At 65.0% G+C, this 16,365-nt stretch carries 16 protein-coding genes and 2 CRISPR repeat arrays; of the genes, 11 read left to right on the top strand and 5 right to left on the bottom strand.

Annotation, left to right across the window (positions count from 1 at the left end):
* A CRISPR array of direct repeats spans positions 1-469; the repeat unit is 28 nt; unit sequence GATCTCCCCGCGCGAGCGGGGGTGAGCC.
* A 395-nt stretch (positions 470-864) separates the two neighbouring features.
* The 8 genes from cas3 (at position 865) to cas2e (ending at position 9,609) form a co-directional block, all read left to right on the top strand.
* Positions 865-3,537 (top strand): CRISPR-associated helicase Cas3', encoded by a 2,673-nt coding sequence (cas3, locus tag BM150_RS23290; RefSeq protein ID WP_139219642.1) that lies wholly within the window; start codon positions 865-867, stop codon positions 3,535-3,537.
* On the top strand, positions 3,534-5,069 hold the full coding sequence (casA, locus tag BM150_RS23285; protein WP_175497002.1) for a type I-E CRISPR-associated protein Cse1/CasA: 1,536 nt from the start codon (positions 3,534-3,536) through the stop codon (positions 5,067-5,069). Before cas3 ends, casA begins: the two co-directional genes overlap by 4 nt.
* A gap of 13 nt (positions 5,070-5,082) precedes the next feature.
* Positions 5,083-5,619, top strand: a complete 537-nt coding sequence (casB, locus tag BM150_RS23280) for a type I-E CRISPR-associated protein Cse2/CasB (RefSeq protein ID WP_092930188.1) — start codon at positions 5,083-5,085, stop codon at positions 5,617-5,619.
* A 73-nt stretch (positions 5,620-5,692) separates the two neighbouring features.
* Positions 5,693-6,886 carry a type I-E CRISPR-associated protein Cas7/Cse4/CasC gene (gene cas7e, locus BM150_RS23275; protein ID WP_175497001.1) on the top strand — a complete coding sequence of 398 codons (1,194 nt, stop codon included), beginning with the start codon at positions 5,693-5,695 and terminating at the stop codon, positions 6,884-6,886.
* Positions 6,883-7,635 (top strand): type I-E CRISPR-associated protein Cas5/CasD, encoded by a 753-nt coding sequence (cas5e, locus tag BM150_RS23270; RefSeq protein ID WP_092930181.1) that lies wholly within the window; start codon positions 6,883-6,885, stop codon positions 7,633-7,635. The genes cas7e and cas5e overlap by 4 nt, the downstream gene beginning before the upstream one ends.
* Positions 7,632-8,297 (top strand): type I-E CRISPR-associated protein Cas6/Cse3/CasE, encoded by a 666-nt coding sequence (gene cas6e, locus BM150_RS23265; protein WP_092930178.1) that lies wholly within the window; start codon positions 7,632-7,634, stop codon positions 8,295-8,297. Before cas5e ends, cas6e begins: the two co-directional genes overlap by 4 nt.
* Positions 8,294-9,274, top strand: coding sequence for a type I-E CRISPR-associated endonuclease Cas1e (gene cas1e, locus BM150_RS23260; protein WP_217641893.1), 981 nt, complete (start codon positions 8,294-8,296; stop codon positions 9,272-9,274). The genes cas6e and cas1e overlap by 4 nt, the downstream gene beginning before the upstream one ends.
* Complete coding sequence (cas2e, locus tag BM150_RS23255) at positions 9,274-9,609, top strand: type I-E CRISPR-associated endoribonuclease Cas2e (RefSeq protein ID WP_092930175.1); 336 nt, start codon at positions 9,274-9,276, stop codon at positions 9,607-9,609. Before cas1e ends, cas2e begins: the two co-directional genes overlap by 1 nt.
* A gap of 29 nt (positions 9,610-9,638) precedes the next feature.
* Positions 9,639-10,156: direct repeats of the CRISPR family, unit length 28 nt; unit sequence GAATTCCCCGCTCGCGCGGGGGTGAGCC.
* An 842-nt stretch (positions 10,157-10,998) separates the two neighbouring features.
* On the opposite strand, the gene BM150_RS23930 is transcribed toward cas2e, so the two are convergent.
* The 5 genes from BM150_RS23930 to BM150_RS23925 all read right to left on the bottom strand — a co-directional run bounded on the left by BM150_RS23930 (position 10,999) and on the right by BM150_RS23925 (position 12,776).
* Positions 10,999-11,244 (bottom strand): hypothetical protein, encoded by a 246-nt coding sequence (locus BM150_RS23930; RefSeq protein ID WP_139219641.1) that lies wholly within the window; start codon positions 11,242-11,244, stop codon positions 10,999-11,001.
* Positions 11,241-11,633 (bottom strand): RapZ C-terminal domain-containing protein, encoded by a 393-nt coding sequence (locus BM150_RS23250; protein ID WP_092930171.1) that lies wholly within the window; start codon positions 11,631-11,633, stop codon positions 11,241-11,243. Before BM150_RS23250 ends, BM150_RS23930 begins: the two co-directional genes overlap by 4 nt.
* Positions 11,630-11,902: a hypothetical protein gene (locus tag BM150_RS23245; RefSeq protein WP_217641891.1), complete on the bottom strand. Its 273-nt coding sequence runs from the start codon at positions 11,900-11,902 to the stop codon at positions 11,630-11,632. The genes BM150_RS23250 and BM150_RS23245 overlap by 4 nt, the downstream gene beginning before the upstream one ends.
* Before the next feature lie 354 nt (positions 11,903-12,256).
* Positions 12,257-12,484, bottom strand: a complete 228-nt coding sequence (locus BM150_RS23240) for a hypothetical protein (protein WP_092930167.1) — start codon at positions 12,482-12,484, stop codon at positions 12,257-12,259.
* Between the two features lie 10 nt (positions 12,485-12,494).
* Positions 12,495-12,776, bottom strand: coding sequence for a hypothetical protein (locus BM150_RS23925; protein WP_139219640.1), 282 nt, complete (start codon positions 12,774-12,776; stop codon positions 12,495-12,497).
* Between the two features lie 584 nt (positions 12,777-13,360).
* On the opposite strand from BM150_RS23925, the gene BM150_RS23235 reads away from it, so the two are divergent.
* The 3 genes from BM150_RS23235 to fxlM all read left to right on the top strand — a co-directional run bounded on the left by BM150_RS23235 (position 13,361) and on the right by fxlM (position 16,361).
* A complete protein-coding gene (locus BM150_RS23235) occupies positions 13,361-14,290 on the top strand; it encodes a helix-turn-helix domain-containing protein (RefSeq protein ID WP_175497000.1) in 930 nt (309 codons plus the stop codon).
* A complete protein-coding gene (locus BM150_RS23230; RefSeq protein WP_092930161.1) occupies positions 14,290-14,496 on the top strand; it encodes a DUF397 domain-containing protein in 207 nt (68 codons plus the stop codon). The genes BM150_RS23235 and BM150_RS23230 overlap by 1 nt, the downstream gene beginning before the upstream one ends.
* A 620-nt stretch (positions 14,497-15,116) precedes the next feature.
* The gene (gene fxlM / locus BM150_RS23225; protein WP_175496999.1) at positions 15,117-16,361 is read left to right on the top strand and encodes a methyltransferase, FxLD system; all 1,245 of its coding nucleotides are present in this window, start codon (positions 15,117-15,119) and stop codon (positions 16,359-16,361) included.
* The last annotated feature ends 4 nt before the right edge of the window (positions 16,362-16,365 follow it).

Below are 16,365 nucleotides of genomic sequence, written 5' to 3'. Positions count from 1 at the left end.
GATCTCCCCGCGCGAGCGGGGGTGAGCCCAGGGTGTCCACCCCGAGCAGGGTGTCGCGCCAGATCTCCCCGCGCGAGCGGGGGTGAGCCTCCGCGGGTGGTGGCGACGTGGGATCAGCGGCCGATCTCCCCGCGCGAGCGGGGGTGAGCCCCCCTGCAATGGGGGTATTCCACCACGATCGATGATCTCCCCGCGCGAGCGGGGGTGAGCCCATGGTCGCCGCCGTCCGCGCCGACCGGAAACGGATTTCCCCGCGCGGGCGGGGGTGAGCCCAACCTCCACGGGTGAAACAGAGAGACCGGGCGGATTTCCCCGCGCGAGCGGGGGTGAGCCCTCTGGCGAGGCCGTCTCGCTCGCCGCGGGCGCGGTGGTCGGTCTGGATTTCCCCGCGCGAGCGGGGGTGAGCCAGAGGGGCGGGAGCTCCAGCAAAACCTGATTGACGGTTTCCCCGCGCAAGCGGGGGTGAGGCCAAAAACGCTCTGAGTCACCGATAAATGACAGGAAGCATTCGGCCTCTGACAGTAGTGGCACGCTGAGGTACCGCCACCACCAGAGGCCGCTTCCGCTCTTGTTAACCGTGGTTTACCCCCACTAGCGCACAGAGTCCTGATCAGGTAATTCGGTCCATGATCAGACCCTGCTGCGCGGCCGTGGGGAACTGCGACAAGACACCTCTCGTCAAACACTCAATCGGTACACCCCCACCGGGTGGGGATTTCCCAAGGGTAGTCGAACAGGAAGCCAGCAAGTACCTCCGTCCCCTCAATGGGCGCATACCGTACTGCTTGTGGGGCAATAAGGAGACAATCCTGGCACACTGGGCTCTTCGGACAGAGCTAGCAGCTCCGTTTGATATCTACCCCCTTGTTCACCCCGCGTGCTCAATCAGCTACAGTAGCTTTCAATCAAAGATTGACTGTTTTACAAGAAACCTGGGGCTCAATGCATTTATACGTGTGGGGCAAGTCGCGGGGACTGCCGAGGCCGTATCCGCTGGAGTGGCACCTGATCGACGCTGCGGCGGGGGCCACAACGCTGTGGCACATGCATCTCACGCTGGGGGCGCGACGACAGATCGCCACCGAACTGGGGATGAACGACGCGGACTCGGCTCGACTGGTCGCACTGTTGGCCGGGCTGCACGACGTCGGGAAAGCAATCCCGTGCTTCCAGCAGCAATGGCCAAAACCCGGAACTGCTGGCTGGCTTGCTCATGACGAGGCGACGCACCTGGCACTACCCACTCTGCTGGGACTGAGCGACGACGGATTATTGACCGCGGACGTCGCGTACCGGATCGGACAACTTCTGGGTGGACACCACGGGGTCTACTACTCGCCGCGGGAGCGGGACGTGGAGCAGCCGGTTCGACGTGTCGCGAACCTGGGCGAACAGGAGTGGCACGCGATTCGTTCCGACGTGACCAGTTCGGTGCGTTCCGTGCTGGGTAACCCGAGACTGCCGGATGCGATCCCCGCACCGGTGGCGGTGGTGCTGTCCGGTGTGGTGATCGTGGCTGACTGGTTGTCCTCGAACGAGGACTTCATGCACCGGCAGCTGGAACACGCTCCGGAAGAACTGGAAGCCCGGTACGAGTACACGGTCCCCGCCATGGGGGCGGAGATCACGCAAGCTGGTTTGAACAGGCCGGAGTTCGTCGAACGGATCAGCACCCAAGGCGTGTGGGGCTTCGCTCCATCAGTGCTGCAACGCTCCATCATCGATGAGCTGATACCGCATGTGAACGGACCGGGTCTGTTGGTGATCACCGACTCGACCGGTGCGGGGAAAACGGAAGCGGGGCTCTTGGCCGCCCACGCGCTGGGGCAGGCCACAGGACGGTCCGGCCTGTACGCGGGGCTTCCCACGATGGCCACGGCCAATGAAATGCGCACCCGGCTTACTCAGTATTCCAGTGCTACCGCGGTGACTCCCGTCCCCGTCACCCTGGCACATTCGATGGCGGCGTTTCAGCCCGCCTACAGCGCCGACGTGACGGTCAGTGCCTGGTTGCGGCCGTTGAAACGGACCTTGCTGGCCGGGATCTCGGTGGGCACGATCGATCAGGCGTTGGTGGCCGCGCTGGCCGCACGACACAACATGCTGCGGCTGCACGGGTTGATGAACAAGACCCTGATCGTCGATGAGGCGCATGCCTATGACCCGTTCATGCAGGCCCTGCTCGCACGATTGCTCTCCTGGTGCGGTCGGCTGGGTGTGCCGGTGGTGTTGCTGTCGGCCACGCTGCCGCAACCTGTGAGCCGGAACCTCGTGCGGTCGTACCTGTCCGGTGCGGGCAGCCACCTCGAGGAGGAGCTGAATCTGCCGTATCCGGGCTGGGCGTTCGTGACCGCGCACGGAAACCTGATCCAGCCGTCGACGAAGACGGTAGCGACGATGGCCACCGAGGAAGCTCGAACGGCGAAGTTGTGCCACCATCCGCATCGTCGTAACGGATCGGCGCGTCAAGAGATTCTACGGGGCTTCGTCGAGCACATCTCCCGGAAAGGCGGCTGCCTGGCGGTATTGTGCAACACCGTCGCCGGCGCCCAACATACCTACACGGCGCTGAAAGCCGAGGCTCCGAACGATGTCGAGCTCATTCTGCTGCACGCGCGCTTTCCGCTACACGAACGTGAGACCATTACCACGAACTTGACCGGCCGGTTCGGCAAGTACGGGGTTGACAACAATACGCGTCCAGCGAAGGCGATCGTGGTCGCCACCCAGATACTGGAACAAAGCCTGGACGTGGATTTCGACCGGATCGTCAGTGAAATCGCGCCGATCGCATGGCTGATCCAACGACTGGGGCGATGCCAGCGCCATCCTTTGCAACAGTGGCACGAGCAGTACCAGCGTCCATCGTGGTGCCCCGTGCCGACAGTGGATGTGCTCGACCCGGTCGACGAATCCGCCGACCCTCCAGTTCCTCCTGAGTGGAGAGAAATCTACTCGCCGTTCGAGATGGTGGCCACACACCGCGTGTTGACCGAACGCGATCCGACCTTGGAGGTCCCCACCGACGTGAACCCCTTGGTGCAACAGGTGCACGCGGCCACCAGCGGAACCAGCGACAGTCAGCTGCAACAGCTGTGGGACGAACAGTTCGGTCAGAACCGCGCGCAGCACCAACAGGCGGCGTTGGTACGTGTCCCCGAGCCGGACCAGGTTGACGACCTGGCCCGGATGACCGAGCCGGAGGTCACCGAGGCCGATGTCTCCACACGTCTGGGTGTGGACACGGTACGGGTGATCCCGCAGTACACCAGCAGCGATGGTCGTCAGTGGCTGGACGCCGCCCACACACGTCCCTGGCCCACCCAACGACCGAACTCGAACACGATTAACCAATTGATCGAGCATTCCATACCGTGTCCTGGCTCGTGGGCCGACGAGCTGGAGTTGCAACCGCAGTCGACCTGGTCACGGACACCGACACTGCGGGATACCCGCGTTCTGCCCGCGCCGACCTACGGCTCGCTGACCGTCGACCCAGAACTGGGATTGGTTCGCCACACGAAGGGACACACGTGACGTCTCCTGCCACCTTCGACCTGCGTGACCAGCGATGGATACCTGTGGTCACCGAGAACGGAACTACACACATCCGATCCCTGCGCGAGGTCTTTCACCACGCGCACGAAACAGAGGACCTGGCAGTGACGGTTCCGCCCGCAGCCGTGGGGCTGCTTCGGGTGCTGTACACCATCACCGCCCGCGTAACCGGTCTCGACCGACACCTCCCCTTGGAGGATTGGAAAAAGGCTCGCAATACGGTGTTGCGCGAGGGTCAGTTCGACAAATCCGCTGTCGACGCCTACCTCGATGCCGATTCGGGCGCGTGGAACCTGTTCGACTCCGCCCGCCCCTGGATGCAGGACCCACGTTTGGTCGAGCAGGCAAAAACCAAAAGCATCAACCAGCTCGATCCGAGTCGCCCCGGGGACAACTCTCCTGTGTGGTTTCGCCACACTCACCACGGGCACGCCCCGGCACTTCCGACGGCGGAGGCGGTCCTGTATCTGCTGGTGCACAGTTTCTACGGCTCGGGGGGAACCGGGGGGAAACGCACCGTCACCGACGGGTTCGGCCAGACGGTCTCCGACCAGTACATGAGCAGCGGTCCGTTGCGTGGCGTGCTCAGCCACCATCCGGTCGGCCGCAACCTGCTGGAAACGCTGGTACTCGGACTGCCCGGCCCGAACCATGAGCACGAGGCCGATGTAGCCGACCTGGCTCCGTGGGAACGGCACGAGCACCCCGATCCACTGGGGCATCCACCACCTATGACCTGGCCGGCGGGAATTCTGGTCGGGAGATGCCGGCACGCGTTGCTGCTGCACCCGGACGAGACCGGCGAACACGTGACCCGATGTCGTCTGACCTGGGCGTACAAGAAGCCCCATACTCCCGTGGCCGACCCGTACACGATTCGACAACGTACGAAGAGCGGCGAGTGGAACGACCGGAGCGCTCAGGCCGACCGGGCCACCTGGCGAGACCTGGACGCACTGCTGGCCGACACGGACACGCACACACGTCCCGCCGTTCTCACCGGCGCTACAGGACTACCGAGCGGGGTCAGGGACGCGCTCCGCGTCCGCGTACACGGCGTCGATCAGGACCGCCAGTCCCGCGACCGCCAGTGGATGACCGCGATGACTCCACCGATCATGTCCTGGCTCGAGGCAGAGAATCCCCGTGCCGCCGACGGCGCCAGGCAACTGCACGACGCCGCGGAAACCGTCGCGACCAGGTTGGTCTCGGAGCTGCGCAGGGCCTACCACTCCCTGAGCATCAGCAGTGGTCGAGCAGGCAGCGGAGACGTGCCATGGGTGGCACCTGCGCTGCGTCACTACTGGCCCGCCGCGGAAACGATGTTCTGGGAACGGATGTACGAGGAGGACTTCACCGAACCACACCGTGCCTGCACGGAGCGCGCGCTGCAGGCCCTGGAGGCGGCCACCGACCACGAAGCCCATCACCCTCCGGTGGCCCACGCACTCGCCACCGCCCGCCAGAAACTGATCAACGCAGCGGCCAAAGCCGAACCCCGCGACCAGTAAGAGGAAACCACCCATGGCCCGTGCAGCCAGCGACTACGCGACCCGATTCGTCACCGACATCGCCACCCAGGCCACTGCGAACCCGGCCGTACGCACCGCACTGCGCACCGGGCTCGGACGCGAACCCGACCAGTGCCACCGCATGCACGCCTTCGTCGCCCCGTGGCTGGAGGAAGACCCCCACCCCGACAAGGAGCGCGTCCACTACACGATCGCCGCACTCATCGCACACGCCCCCGAAACCGCCGTCCCCACCGACGAAGACGCATCCGGCGATCTCGGCGAGTCCCTGGCCCGCGCCGCCCAGCACCACGTTCTCGCCTCCGCCACCACGGAGAACTACCTGCATCTGGTGGTCCGTCAAAACCCCGGTACGCTCTGCCGCTACCTCACCACCGTCGTGCTCTCGTTGCGCGATACCGGGATACCGGTCGATTTCGCGCGGCTGTTCGACGATGCCGGTCGCTGGCCCTGGCAGTCTCGCCGGATCGCCAAGACCTGGCTGCAAAGCTACTACCGCTCCGTCGCCTCCAAGACTTCCTCCTCCTAAGCTCCGATATCTTCCTCGCTCCTTCCCCGATATCGGTCAAAGAAACAGACAAAGATTTCCGAAAGGAAAGAACATGCACTTGGACATTCATGCCTTGCAGCCTGTCCCGTACTCGAATTTGAACCGCGACGCGCTGGGCAGCCCGAAAAGTTGTGTCTACGGTGGATCGACGCGCACACGCGTGTCCAGCCAGTCCTGGAAACGCGCCGTCCGTTTCGAACTCGAGCAGCAACTCGACGAACCCACGGTCCGCACCCGCCGAATCCCTGAAGCCGCGCGAAAGGAGCTGGAACACCGCGGTTGGGATCACGACACGGCACGCAAGGCCGGACGTGCTGTGCTGATCAGCGCGGATCAGGCAGCCACCCGCAAAGACAGCAAGGAAGGCGGGTTGTTCCCCACACCGGATGACGACCAGTCCGATGTACTGTTCTGGGTCCCTCGAGCTGTGATCACGGATCTCGCCGATCTGGCCGAGCAGTACCCCGATGCCATCGCGGACATGCCGTTGCCGTCGCAGCAGGAAGTCACCAAGAAGGAACGTCCGAAGAAACAGGACAAGCCGCAGCCGGTGCTGCCGGTGGCAACCGTGGAGGACATCCTGCGTCGTCGTTCCCCGTCGATCAACCTGCTCGGCCGGATGCTGGCCGAGATCCCTGGCCACCGAGTCGACGGGGCGAGCCTGTTCGCCCATGCGTTCACCACGCACGAATCAGCGATGGACTTCGACTTCTTCACCGCCGTCGACGACCTCAATCCCCCGGACGCGACAGGCTCCGGACATTTGGCCACGGCCGAGTTCACCAGCGGCGTGTTCTATCGCTACAGCAGCGTCAACCTCACCGACCTCGCCAGCAACCTCAGCGGCACGGACAAGACGCGGGACGGCTTCGACGACGCCCTACGAGTGGTCGATGCATACCTGCGCGCATTCTGCGAAGCCGTCCCCAGTGGAAAACAACGCACCACCGGAGCCACCACCCGTCCGGAGCTGGTGTACCTGGCGCTGCGGCACGATCCGTTGTCGCTGTCAGGAGCGTTCGAAAAGCCCGTGCGTAGTCACAGCGGAAGCGGCTACGCGGAGCCGTCGCGGGAGCAGCTCGCCAACTACACCGGCAGGCTGCACCGCTTCCTCGGCACCGACGGGCTGCTCTGGCACGGCCACGCCTCGATCGCCGCCGAGCCCTACGAGCAACTCGGCGAAGGCTACGACAGCCTGCACGACCTGATCACCGACAGCACGAACCGAGCGGGGGATGCGGCATGACAGGGCTCATACTCCGTCTGGGCGGACCCCTGCAGTCATGGGGCACCCACTCGACTTGGACCGAGCGTGACACACACCCCTACCCGACCCGGTCCGGGCTGATCGGCCTCATCGCCGCCGCCGGAGGACATTCCCGCACCATGGACCCCGACCGTTTTTCCCCACTGCGGTTTCTGGTGCGTATCGACCGGCCCGGCACCCATCTCGTCGACTTCCACACCGTCGGTGGGGGACGGCCCCCGAAGCAGACCGTCCCGACCGCCAAAGGCGGTTACCGTCAAGAGGGCACGGGCACGCTGGTCTCCAACCGGCACCACTTGTCCGACGCTGTGTTCACCGTGGCGGTGACCAGCTCGGACGGCACGATGCTCACCGAGACCGAGCAGGCGCTGCGCCGTCCCTACTGGGCCGGGTATCTCGGACGCCGAGCATGCCCTCCGGACACTCCGTTCCTGATCACCGCAGTGGACGATCCCCACACCTGGCTGCACCAGCGTCTCCCGCTGGCCCGCCCCACTCCATACGAGGAGTCGGTGACCGTGGAATTCGTCGCCGAGCACCCTTCGGACGAGCCCACCGGCTGGACTGACAACGTCGCCGACGATCCACGGGACTTCACCCCCGACCACCGCAGCTACCGCAGCCGCCCCGCCTATCGATACCGGCGCGTCCTCCCCGCCGGCCTGTGCGGCGGGTACGGCACCGACTACCTCGATGCCCTCTCCACGGCCTTGGAGGAAGCCGCATGACCACAACCGCACCACGCACCGCGATGCTGACTCAGCTCAGGCTAAATCCGCGTCACCCGGCCACCGGTCGTGAATTGGCCAATGTAGACGGGATGCACCGCCGTGTCATGTCCCTGTTCCCCGACTCCCTCGGGGACAATCCCCGCTCCGAAGCCGGTGTCCTCCACCGCGTGGAACACAATCACGCAGCAGCGGTGGTGCTCATCCAATCCACCCTCACCCCCGACATCACGCGGCTCCCACACGGCTACGCCAACGCCGCACACCGCGAGCTCGACCCCCTGCTCAGCGGTCTGGAATCCGGGACGCGGATACGCTACCGGATCGTCGCCAATCCCACCCGCGTCGAAACCACCGACGACGGCAGAAAACACCGGCGCCAGTTGTCCGGGGATCATGCCCTGTCCTGGTGGCACCGTCGCGCCGAGGAAGCAGGACTCGACCTCGAATCAGCCATGCTCACCCGCGAGTACCAACTGGTGGGGGACAAACCGCGGCATGCACGGCGCACCCACTACCACGGGGCCGCCCAGTTCGACGGCACCGCCACGGTCACCCACCCCGAGACAATCTTCCGCGCTGTCCTGGACGGGATCGGACGTGCGAAATCCTACGGCTGCGGAATGCTGTCCCTCGTCCCCATGACGGACGGTGACCAGTGAACCAACGACTTCCCAAAACACTCGGTACGCCCAGCGTGCTTGGGCTCCACCCCGTCAAAGACCGCATCACCTATCTCTACATGGACAGCGTTCGAGTCGTGGCCGATCGCAACGGTGTGTGCGCACAGACCGAACACCCCGATACCGGCACGATCGATCGCGTCTACTTACCGACCGCCAGCCTGGCCTGTGTCCTGCTCGGTCCAGGCACCAGCGTCACACATGCCGCCGCCACCGCATTGACCAGAGACGGGACCGTACTCGGCTGGGTCGGCTCCGGTGGAGTGCGCTGCTATTCAGCCTTCCTGCACGAAAGCACCTCCACCGAACTGTTGCACCAACAAGTCCAGCTCCTGGCCAATGACGACCAGCGCATCACAGCGGCGCACCGGCACTTCCAACTCCGTTTCGGGGAATCACCTCCGGAGGACGCGACCGTAGCTCGGTTGAGGAGTCTGGAGGGAGCCAGGATGAAGGCCACCTACAAAGCGCTGGCGAAAAAGCATCGGGTGGGGCCGTTCCGCCGCTCCTACGATCCCAACGACTTCAGCGCCAGTGATCCGGTCAACCAGGCCATCACCGCGGGCAACAGCGCACTCTATGGAATATGTACCGCTGTACTGCTCAGTCTCGGGGCCTCGCCCGCCTTGGGCGTTATACACGAGCACAACCAACGCGCCTTCACTTACGACATCGCTGATCTGTACAAAGCGGAACTCACCGTTCCGATCGCTTTTGCCCTCGCCCAAAGCACACAGCCCGACCGGGACATGCGTTACCGGCTACGTGAAAACGCCCGACTACTCAAACTCGTTCCCCGTATGGTCCGCGACATCCGCTACGTCCTCAACGGCGGCACCGCACCCCCGAAAGATACTCCCACCGGAGTGGTCGACCTGTGGGATCCAGACACCAACGTGCCCGCCGGGGTCAACTACGCCAGCCTGGACGAAAACAACGATGGCCCGGAATTCTGATGAGCACCTTCGCCGTTATCACCACCAGCGCCGTCGCGGACGGCACGCGCGGAGCCCTGACCCGCTGGATGCTCGAACCTGCCCCAGGAGTCTACGTCGGCACACTGACCAACCGTGTCCGGGAATACCTGTGGGAAGCCGTCTGCGAGAGCATCGACGACCAAGAAGGATGGGCCGCGCTCATCTGCAACGCAGACAACGAACAAGGCTACAACATCCATACCCACGGTCCCGGCACTAACGGCCGAACGATCACCGACCTCGACGGCCTCTCGCTCGTGTCCTGGACTCTGACCCCCGAGACCTCCCCCAATCAAGAAGTCACAAAACAATAAAGCAACCTTGTTTTTCCAGCACAAAAAGGGAAGTCCCCGCTCGCGCGGGGGTGAGCCATTCGGGCAGTGCCCTCCCGACGGCTTCCGGCACGAAGTCCCCGCTCGCGCGGGGGTGAGCCTCGTATCCGCCCCGTCCGAACGCGCCGATCAGGGAAGTCCCCGCTCGCGCGGGGGTGAGCCCTCGAAGCCGCTGCGTTCATCAGCGGTTCCGGCGAATTCCCCGCTCGCGCGGGGGTGAGCCGGGGTGATGGTCTATCGCCGGGTGTGGGGTTTTGAATTCCCCGCTCGCGCGGGGGTGAGCCATCTGCCGTTGCCTGGTTTTCATCCAGTCCACGAGAATTCCCCGCTCGCGCGGGGGTGAGCCGACGTTCGGCATCAACTGACAGACCCAGATGCCGAATTCCCCGCTCGCGCGGGGGTGAGCCCTGCGGCCGACGGCGGGTGGCGCCCCACCGCCGGAAGTCCCCGCTCGCGCGGGGGTGAGCCCAGCACCTTCTTCCACGCGATCTGAGACCACTCGAATTCCCCGCTCGCGCGGGGGTGAGCCTGATGGATCCGATGCGGTTCGCTGCCTCGGCCGGAACTCCCCGCGCGAGCAGGGTGTAAGCCCGTTCCTCTGAGCGAACCAGCAGCACGACCCTCCTGATCAGTGATGGGGTCAGAGTCGTACTTGCTCGGTGAACGAGCGACAAAGGCAATAGCATTGGAAACAGTTGGACCGGTGGCACGGGCGGCAGAAATCGAAAAACAGTTCGCCCGCGATAGCGGAGCTGCGGTGACGCGTGGGAATCTGGGCGTTGCGTGTGTACTGGGTTTACTGGGTGAGTCAGTGGATCCCAGTGACGAGCCTGGATGCCGGTCCGGGGCGATACCGAGCGCAATACCCCGGCTGACGGGACGAGAGCATCCAGCACAACTGGGCCAGCTCCGACCACAAGTAAATACGTCGACGGCGAGGCAGAGTTCTCACCACGAGGCTCTGGAACGGATTCACGCCGTGTCTCTGAATCACACGGTTGCGAGGGATACCTACGAGCCGCCACTCGATGTGACCGACGAACCGGGGCCCACAACGAGGATTTCGATGATCTATGCGGTTGTCGAACGGAGCTACTCCCCTGCTGTATCCGCGTCGGGGTGGTGACGTTGTTGCCTGTGCCCTGACGCCTGTGTTGGGAGCACAGGAGATCAGCCAGGGCACAGGCAACGTTTCCGAAGGAGAGGGACGGGCGCACCGGTGATCCCTCACCAGCGAGGATAGCCGCTTCTGCTCGCTGCGTAGTGGACCAGACGCAAACAGTTCGACGAATACGCGCTGCCCGCACCCCTGCCGGTGGCAGGTCCGAGGTGACGTTGCACTGTGGAGCGCGCCGTGGTGCACCGTGCTTCCTATTCTTGTGACGACCAGGGCGTTCCACTCTGGTCGCCGGGCAACGGCAGCACGTCCGTGACCTCCGTATCGCCTCGTTCCCGCGCTCGTACTCGCTCTACGCGTCGTTGCCGCCGTCGTGGTTGGTAGTCAGGAACAATCGGTGGTCTGTTCGCCTGTCGCTGGCGTCGCCACAGCACCACGATGATCGTCCCGATACTGGTAAGCAACAGCCCGAACACGGTCACCAGAATGCCTACGATCATCGCCCTGTCCCGTGGTGGATGTCGCGGTGTTCGGTCATCACCCGGTACCCGGCGTGGCGCAGCGACTCCGCACACCGCTCGGCGATGGCCACGCTGCGGTGGTGCCCGCGCTGGCAGCCGAACGCCATCGTCACCGCCCGACTGTCCTGCTCTCGTGCGGCGCGGATCAACGGGTAGGCGACATCGAGTGCGGAGTGAAACCATCCCTGCACCACGGGGTGGGTGAGCACCCATTCCTGCACCGACTGGTCCCGACCGGACAGGTCGTGCGATTCCGCCGTGTGGAACGGGTTGGGAAGCCAGCGCACATCCACCACGAGGTTGGACACTGGAGGATCACCGTGGCAGTACCCGAAAGACACGACATACAGCACCGGCGGAACGCTCATGCCGCACCCGCGTTCCGCAGTCGAGCCCGCTGCACTTGCTCCGGTAGCCCGGCGAGTTCCGGGAGGGGATGAGGTTTCACGTCGTCGGGCTGATATCCCAGACGTGCGACCGTGTCCTGGACACAGTCGGTACTGGCCCCGTTGATCAGCAACGTCCAGGTGCCGGTGTCGCGCACGACTTCGAGGGTGGTTGTGGCGAGCTGATACAGCGTGCGTGGTGGGTCTTCCCAGCTCCGGAATCCGTTGAGGGCACGGATTGAGCGATACACAGCGTCGGGGTCGACATGGCTAATGGTGACGCGCCAGCGGTGTGGATCGTTACCGTACTCAGGTTTGTTCATGGGGTTTCTTCCTTGTCGGTGCTCGGTTCGATAAGGGCCGTCGTGGGCGGAGGGTCGGTGTGTTGCTCGGGAGAGCGTTCCGACGTTGACAGTCGGGAGGTGCTCATCGATCGCCTCCGATCGCTCCCAGGCAGGTTGGTTGGGTCAGGGTTCCGGCGGCGCAGCTCGTTCAGCAGCGCGTCGAGGCCGTCGGGATCGTGCGGATCGAACGTCGGTGGTTGAGGTGCTGTTTCCCCGGCAGGCGATATCGGTCGCGTGGTTCTTGGCGTGAGTGGTTTCCCGCTAAGGCGAGGTGGGCCGTTCCTCGTCCGTGGCCGCGGGGAGCGTCTGCGTGTCATCGACTCCGATGGCCAGTAGCGGCTCGGTGGGCTCACCCACCTCCCGCAGCCACGGACGCGGGGAGCGCGTCCTGACTTCGGTGCTGTGTCGACCGCCTCCATCGCTGTAGCGCGCCGGGTCCCCGTCGCCATCGCGCAGTTCGTGTCGCCCCATGGTGGTGCTGCGTTCCACACGTCAGTCTTCAGGCCGTGGTGGCGAGCTCGTTGGTCTCGTCTCGTGCTGTGGCGCGGGCACGCAGGCACAGCGCGCACACCCGTTCCGATAGTGGTGCGTCGTGGGGTGGGGTGCGTAGGTGCGCGGTTCGGCACAGCGACAGCAGAAGCACCTCACGTCGTAGTGGTGAAGAGGTCTCGCCGGGCATGGTCACCGGCTTCTCGTTCCGAAAGAGGGGGTAGTGCCTGCCTCGGCCGGTGCGCGAGGGGCAGACGGTGTCGGCGGTGATGGCAGCAAGGGGCATAAGCATGGGAGTGCTTTCCCTCCAGAGCACGAATGGAAGACCGGACAGGCCGACTGCCGCTCGAACCGATGCGGTCGGGGGTCGCGAACAGGCCCGAGCGGCAGCCGCCTCCCCTCAGCTCCCCCGAGGGGCGGAGAAGCCAAGGGCTTTCTCCCACCGCCGGTGACGGACCCCGTTGTCACGTCACCGACGACGGGTGCCTGGCATGCCGGAGGCACCCCGCTGGGACTGCCGCAGCGTCTCGGCGGAGGCCTCCGACGTGAGGCGTCGGCCTCGGAGACATGCCCGAGGCTCGATCGCGACACCGGCCAGCACGCACTCCCGCGCCAGTCCCGTCCCACCCACATCCAGGACGAGTCCACGACGCCGTGTGTCCGTTCTCGGAGGACGCCGCAGGAAACGGGCACAGCAGACGTCGAGGCGGGGCGAGAGGCACGTCCCTGGAGGAGACACCCCCTCGTCGCATATGCGATTGGCATTGTCGCGTGTCGATCACAGTAACTTCGAACATGCGAAACGACAATGCGATGCGTCAAAGTTCTTCGAATCCGTCGTTTTCGGTCGACTCGGAACGTGGGAGGATCATGCCCATGTCAACCCCCACAGTGCTGCGGTTCATGCTGGGCAAAGAGCTACGTTCGCTACGTGAACGCGCTGGACTGGAGCTCGTCGATGCCGCGAGGGTGATCGAACGCAACTGGAGTGTCGTCAGCAAGCTCGAAAACGGCGTGACGAGCATCCGCCAGAAAGACCTCCGTGAACTGGTTCGGTTCTACCGGGAGACCCTCGGTTCCACGGAGCGAGGCGCGCCCGCTGACGGGGGTGACGAGGTTGATGTCGAACAGCTCGTCGAGATCAACAAGGGCACGGATGTTCGTGGGCGATGGCGGGGGTATCGCTCGATCGTGCCCAAGTGGTTTCGGATGGCCATGGATCTGGAGGCCGACGCCGAGGTGATCAACCTCTACCAGTCGGAGATCATCCACGGGCTGTTCCAAACCGAGGAATACATTCGAGCGTTGTTCACCGACGGCGCGTTGCGCTCTGTCACCGAGTCCACCGAGTCGGCGGTCAAGGCTCGGCTGGAGCGTCAACAGGTTCTGACCACCGACACCGCCCCGCGCGTGACCGCTGTGCTGTCCGAGTCCGCGCTTCGGCGGCAGGTGGGCGGACCGGCGGTGATGCGTCGGCAGCTGGACTACCTGGTGGAGTTGTCCGAGCGCCCCAACATCGACCTGCATGTCGCCGCGTTCGGCAGCAGGACCGCTATCGGGCTTTCTTTCCCGTTCGTGCAGTTCCGCATACCCTCGATAGGGCCACAAGCATCACCGCTGGAGTTCGTGCTGGTTGAGCAGTATCACGACGCGAACTACCTCGATGGCCCCACTGAGGTCGCCGAATACAGTGATCTGTGGCATGGGCTGTTGGGAGCGGCCCTCGATCCCGTGCATTCGCGCGAACTCGTGCGTCGTATCGCCGGGGAGTTCGCACGATCCACATCCGAAGGAGAAGCATCATAATGATCCCGACGACCGAGAGCTTCGGCGGCTGGCACAAGGCCACGGCCAGCGCCGCCAATGGCGGAGGCTGCGTCGAGGTGGGCTACGCGCCGGGACACGTCGCCGTCCGCGACACCAAAGACCGCGCCCAGGGCGCTCATGTCTTCACCGCCGGGGAATGGACCGCGTTCCTGGCCGGCGTCAAAGCAGGTGAGTTCGACCTCTGAGCCTCTGCTGAATGGGAAGGCGCCCTCGGTGACCCACGTCGTCACCGAGGGCGTCACTCGTTTGGACGATTGATCACCTCCCCACGAACGACGCAATATCGCATATGCGCCAAGAACATGCTTTACGCATTTGCCGCTGCCGTGATGGTGAAGGTGATCCGTGACCCCCTCGACAACAACCGCCGCAGCTGACCAGCAGCGGCATGCCCCCTGCCAGCTGGGCGCCTTCGAACACGTGTCTCCGAAGGAGCCGACTCGTAGGCGAGTTCCGACTCCTGCCCGCTCTGGAGCTCTCCCGCCGGCCGCGCAGCCTTTCCCCGGTCGAGAGCGAAAGGCACGAAGACGACGAGGACCGAGCAGCCTTGTCGCTGCCGAACGCACTCCGTGCTCACACGTCGAGACTTCCGAGGCGTTAACGGCGCCGCTGCCCAGCGGTCATCCCCGGTTTCGCCGCCGCCAGCCTCGGACGGGCAACGGACCCGTCACGGTGCCGACACGGCTATCGCCGGCCCCGCGCCTCGCGGGTTCCGCCATCCTGTGACGCGGCGGCCGCTGTGACGTGTTCCGGGCACCTTCACCCCCAGCACTGTCGTCAAACAACGACCGGAAGTGACGTGTAGATGAGTACGTCGACGGATTCCGCGCAGGCCGACGCGCTGCGCGAGGACATGATCAATCAACTGTGGACGATGGGTGCGGTGCGTAGTGAACGGATCGCCGACGTGTTTCGGGTGGTGGATCGGCGATGGTTCACCCCTGAGGCACCGCTGCAGCAGGCCTACGATCCCCGGGCGGCCGTGCCGATCAAGCGTGATGAGCACGGGGTCGCGATCAGCACTGTCTCGGCGCCGCAGCTGCAGGCGGGAATGCTGGAACAGGCCGACATTCGCCCCGGCATGAGCGTGTTGGAAATCGGTTCCGGTGGGGTCAATGCCGCCATGCTCAGCCATCTGGCCGGCCCGGACGGGTCTGTGACCAGCGTCGACATTGACCCCGAAGTGACCGCCCGGGCCCGCGAGTTGCTGGATCGAGCCGGTTTTCCAGCAGTGAACGTGATCACCGCCGACGCGGCGGCCGGAGAGGTCGGTGACGGCCCCTACGACCGGATCGTGGTCACGGTCAGCGCGTGGGACATCCCCTCCGCCTGGATGGATCAGCTCGCACCGCGGGGCCGCTTGGTGGTTCCGCTGCGGATGCGGGGATTGACCCGCTCGCTGGCCCTGGACCGGCAGGACGATCACCTGGTCAGCCGCTCTGCCGAGGTGTGCGGGTTCGTCACCATGCAGGGCCAGGGGGCCACCACGGAGCAGCTGGTGTCGCTGCGGGGCAGCACCGTCGTCGTGCGGTTCGACGATGGCTGGCCCGACGATCAGCCCCCGGAGCTCGATGAGCTGGTGACCACCCCGCGGGTCGAGCTGTGGAGCGGGGTGACCCTGCCCGGTAGTGAATCGTTCGACACGCTCTCATTCTGGCTGGCCACCCGGTTTGCCGGATTCGGCCGGTTGGCCGCCGAGCCCGACCAGAAAGACACGCTGGCCTCTGCCGAGGTGTTGTGGTTCGACCCGGCGGTGGTCACCCACGATTCGGTGGCCTATCTGACGGCACGGCGCGCCTCGCCCGGTGTCTCCGAATTCGGTGTGTATGCCTTCGGGCCGCACGCGGACACTCTCGCCGAGCAGATGGCCGAGCAGATCCGTGTCTGGGATCGCGAGCGGCGTCACGGGCCCGGGCCCGACATCGCGGTCTGGCCCCGCGAGACCTCCGACGAGCGGCTGCCCCCGGCCGATCTGGTGATCACCAAGCGCCACAGCCGCATCACGATCTCCTGGCCCGCGGCCGAAGGTGCCGCGAGCCAGGCCGAGTAAGAAA

The sequence above is a fragment of the Actinopolyspora alba genome (genome assembly GCF_900112765.1).
GTDB lineage: Bacteria > Actinomycetota > Actinomycetes > Mycobacteriales > Pseudonocardiaceae > Actinopolyspora > Actinopolyspora alba.
The sequence above is the reverse complement of the archived record's forward strand: the minus strand, read 5'-3'. Positions and strand labels throughout refer to the sequence as shown.

Coding starts and splice junctions, on each gene's coding strand:
- BM150_RS23230 (WP_092930161.1), top strand. CDS start 14,290: ATGATCCCGACGACCGAGAGCTTCGGCGGCTGGCACAAGGCCACGGCC.
- cas2e (WP_092930175.1), top strand. CDS start 9,274: ATGAGCACCTTCGCCGTTATCACCACCAGCGCCGTCGCGGACGGCACG.
- cas5e (WP_092930181.1), top strand. CDS start 6,883: ATGACAGGGCTCATACTCCGTCTGGGCGGACCCCTGCAGTCATGGGGC.
- cas6e (WP_092930178.1), top strand. CDS start 7,632: ATGACCACAACCGCACCACGCACCGCGATGCTGACTCAGCTCAGGCTA.
- BM150_RS23250 (WP_092930171.1), bottom strand. CDS start 11,633: ATGAGCGTTCCGCCGGTGCTGTATGTCGTGTCTTTCGGGTACTGCCAC.
- BM150_RS23930 (WP_139219641.1), bottom strand. CDS start 11,244: ATGATCGTAGGCATTCTGGTGACCGTGTTCGGGCTGTTGCTTACCAGT.
- cas7e (WP_175497001.1), top strand. CDS start 5,693: ATGCACTTGGACATTCATGCCTTGCAGCCTGTCCCGTACTCGAATTTG.
- BM150_RS23925 (WP_139219640.1), bottom strand. CDS start 12,776: ATGCTTATGCCCCTTGCTGCCATCACCGCCGACACCGTCTGCCCCTCG.
- casB (WP_092930188.1), top strand. CDS start 5,083: ATGGCCCGTGCAGCCAGCGACTACGCGACCCGATTCGTCACCGACATC.
- fxlM (WP_175496999.1), top strand. CDS start 15,117: ATGAGTACGTCGACGGATTCCGCGCAGGCCGACGCGCTGCGCGAGGAC.
- BM150_RS23235 (WP_175497000.1), top strand. CDS start 13,361: ATGTCAACCCCCACAGTGCTGCGGTTCATGCTGGGCAAAGAGCTACGT.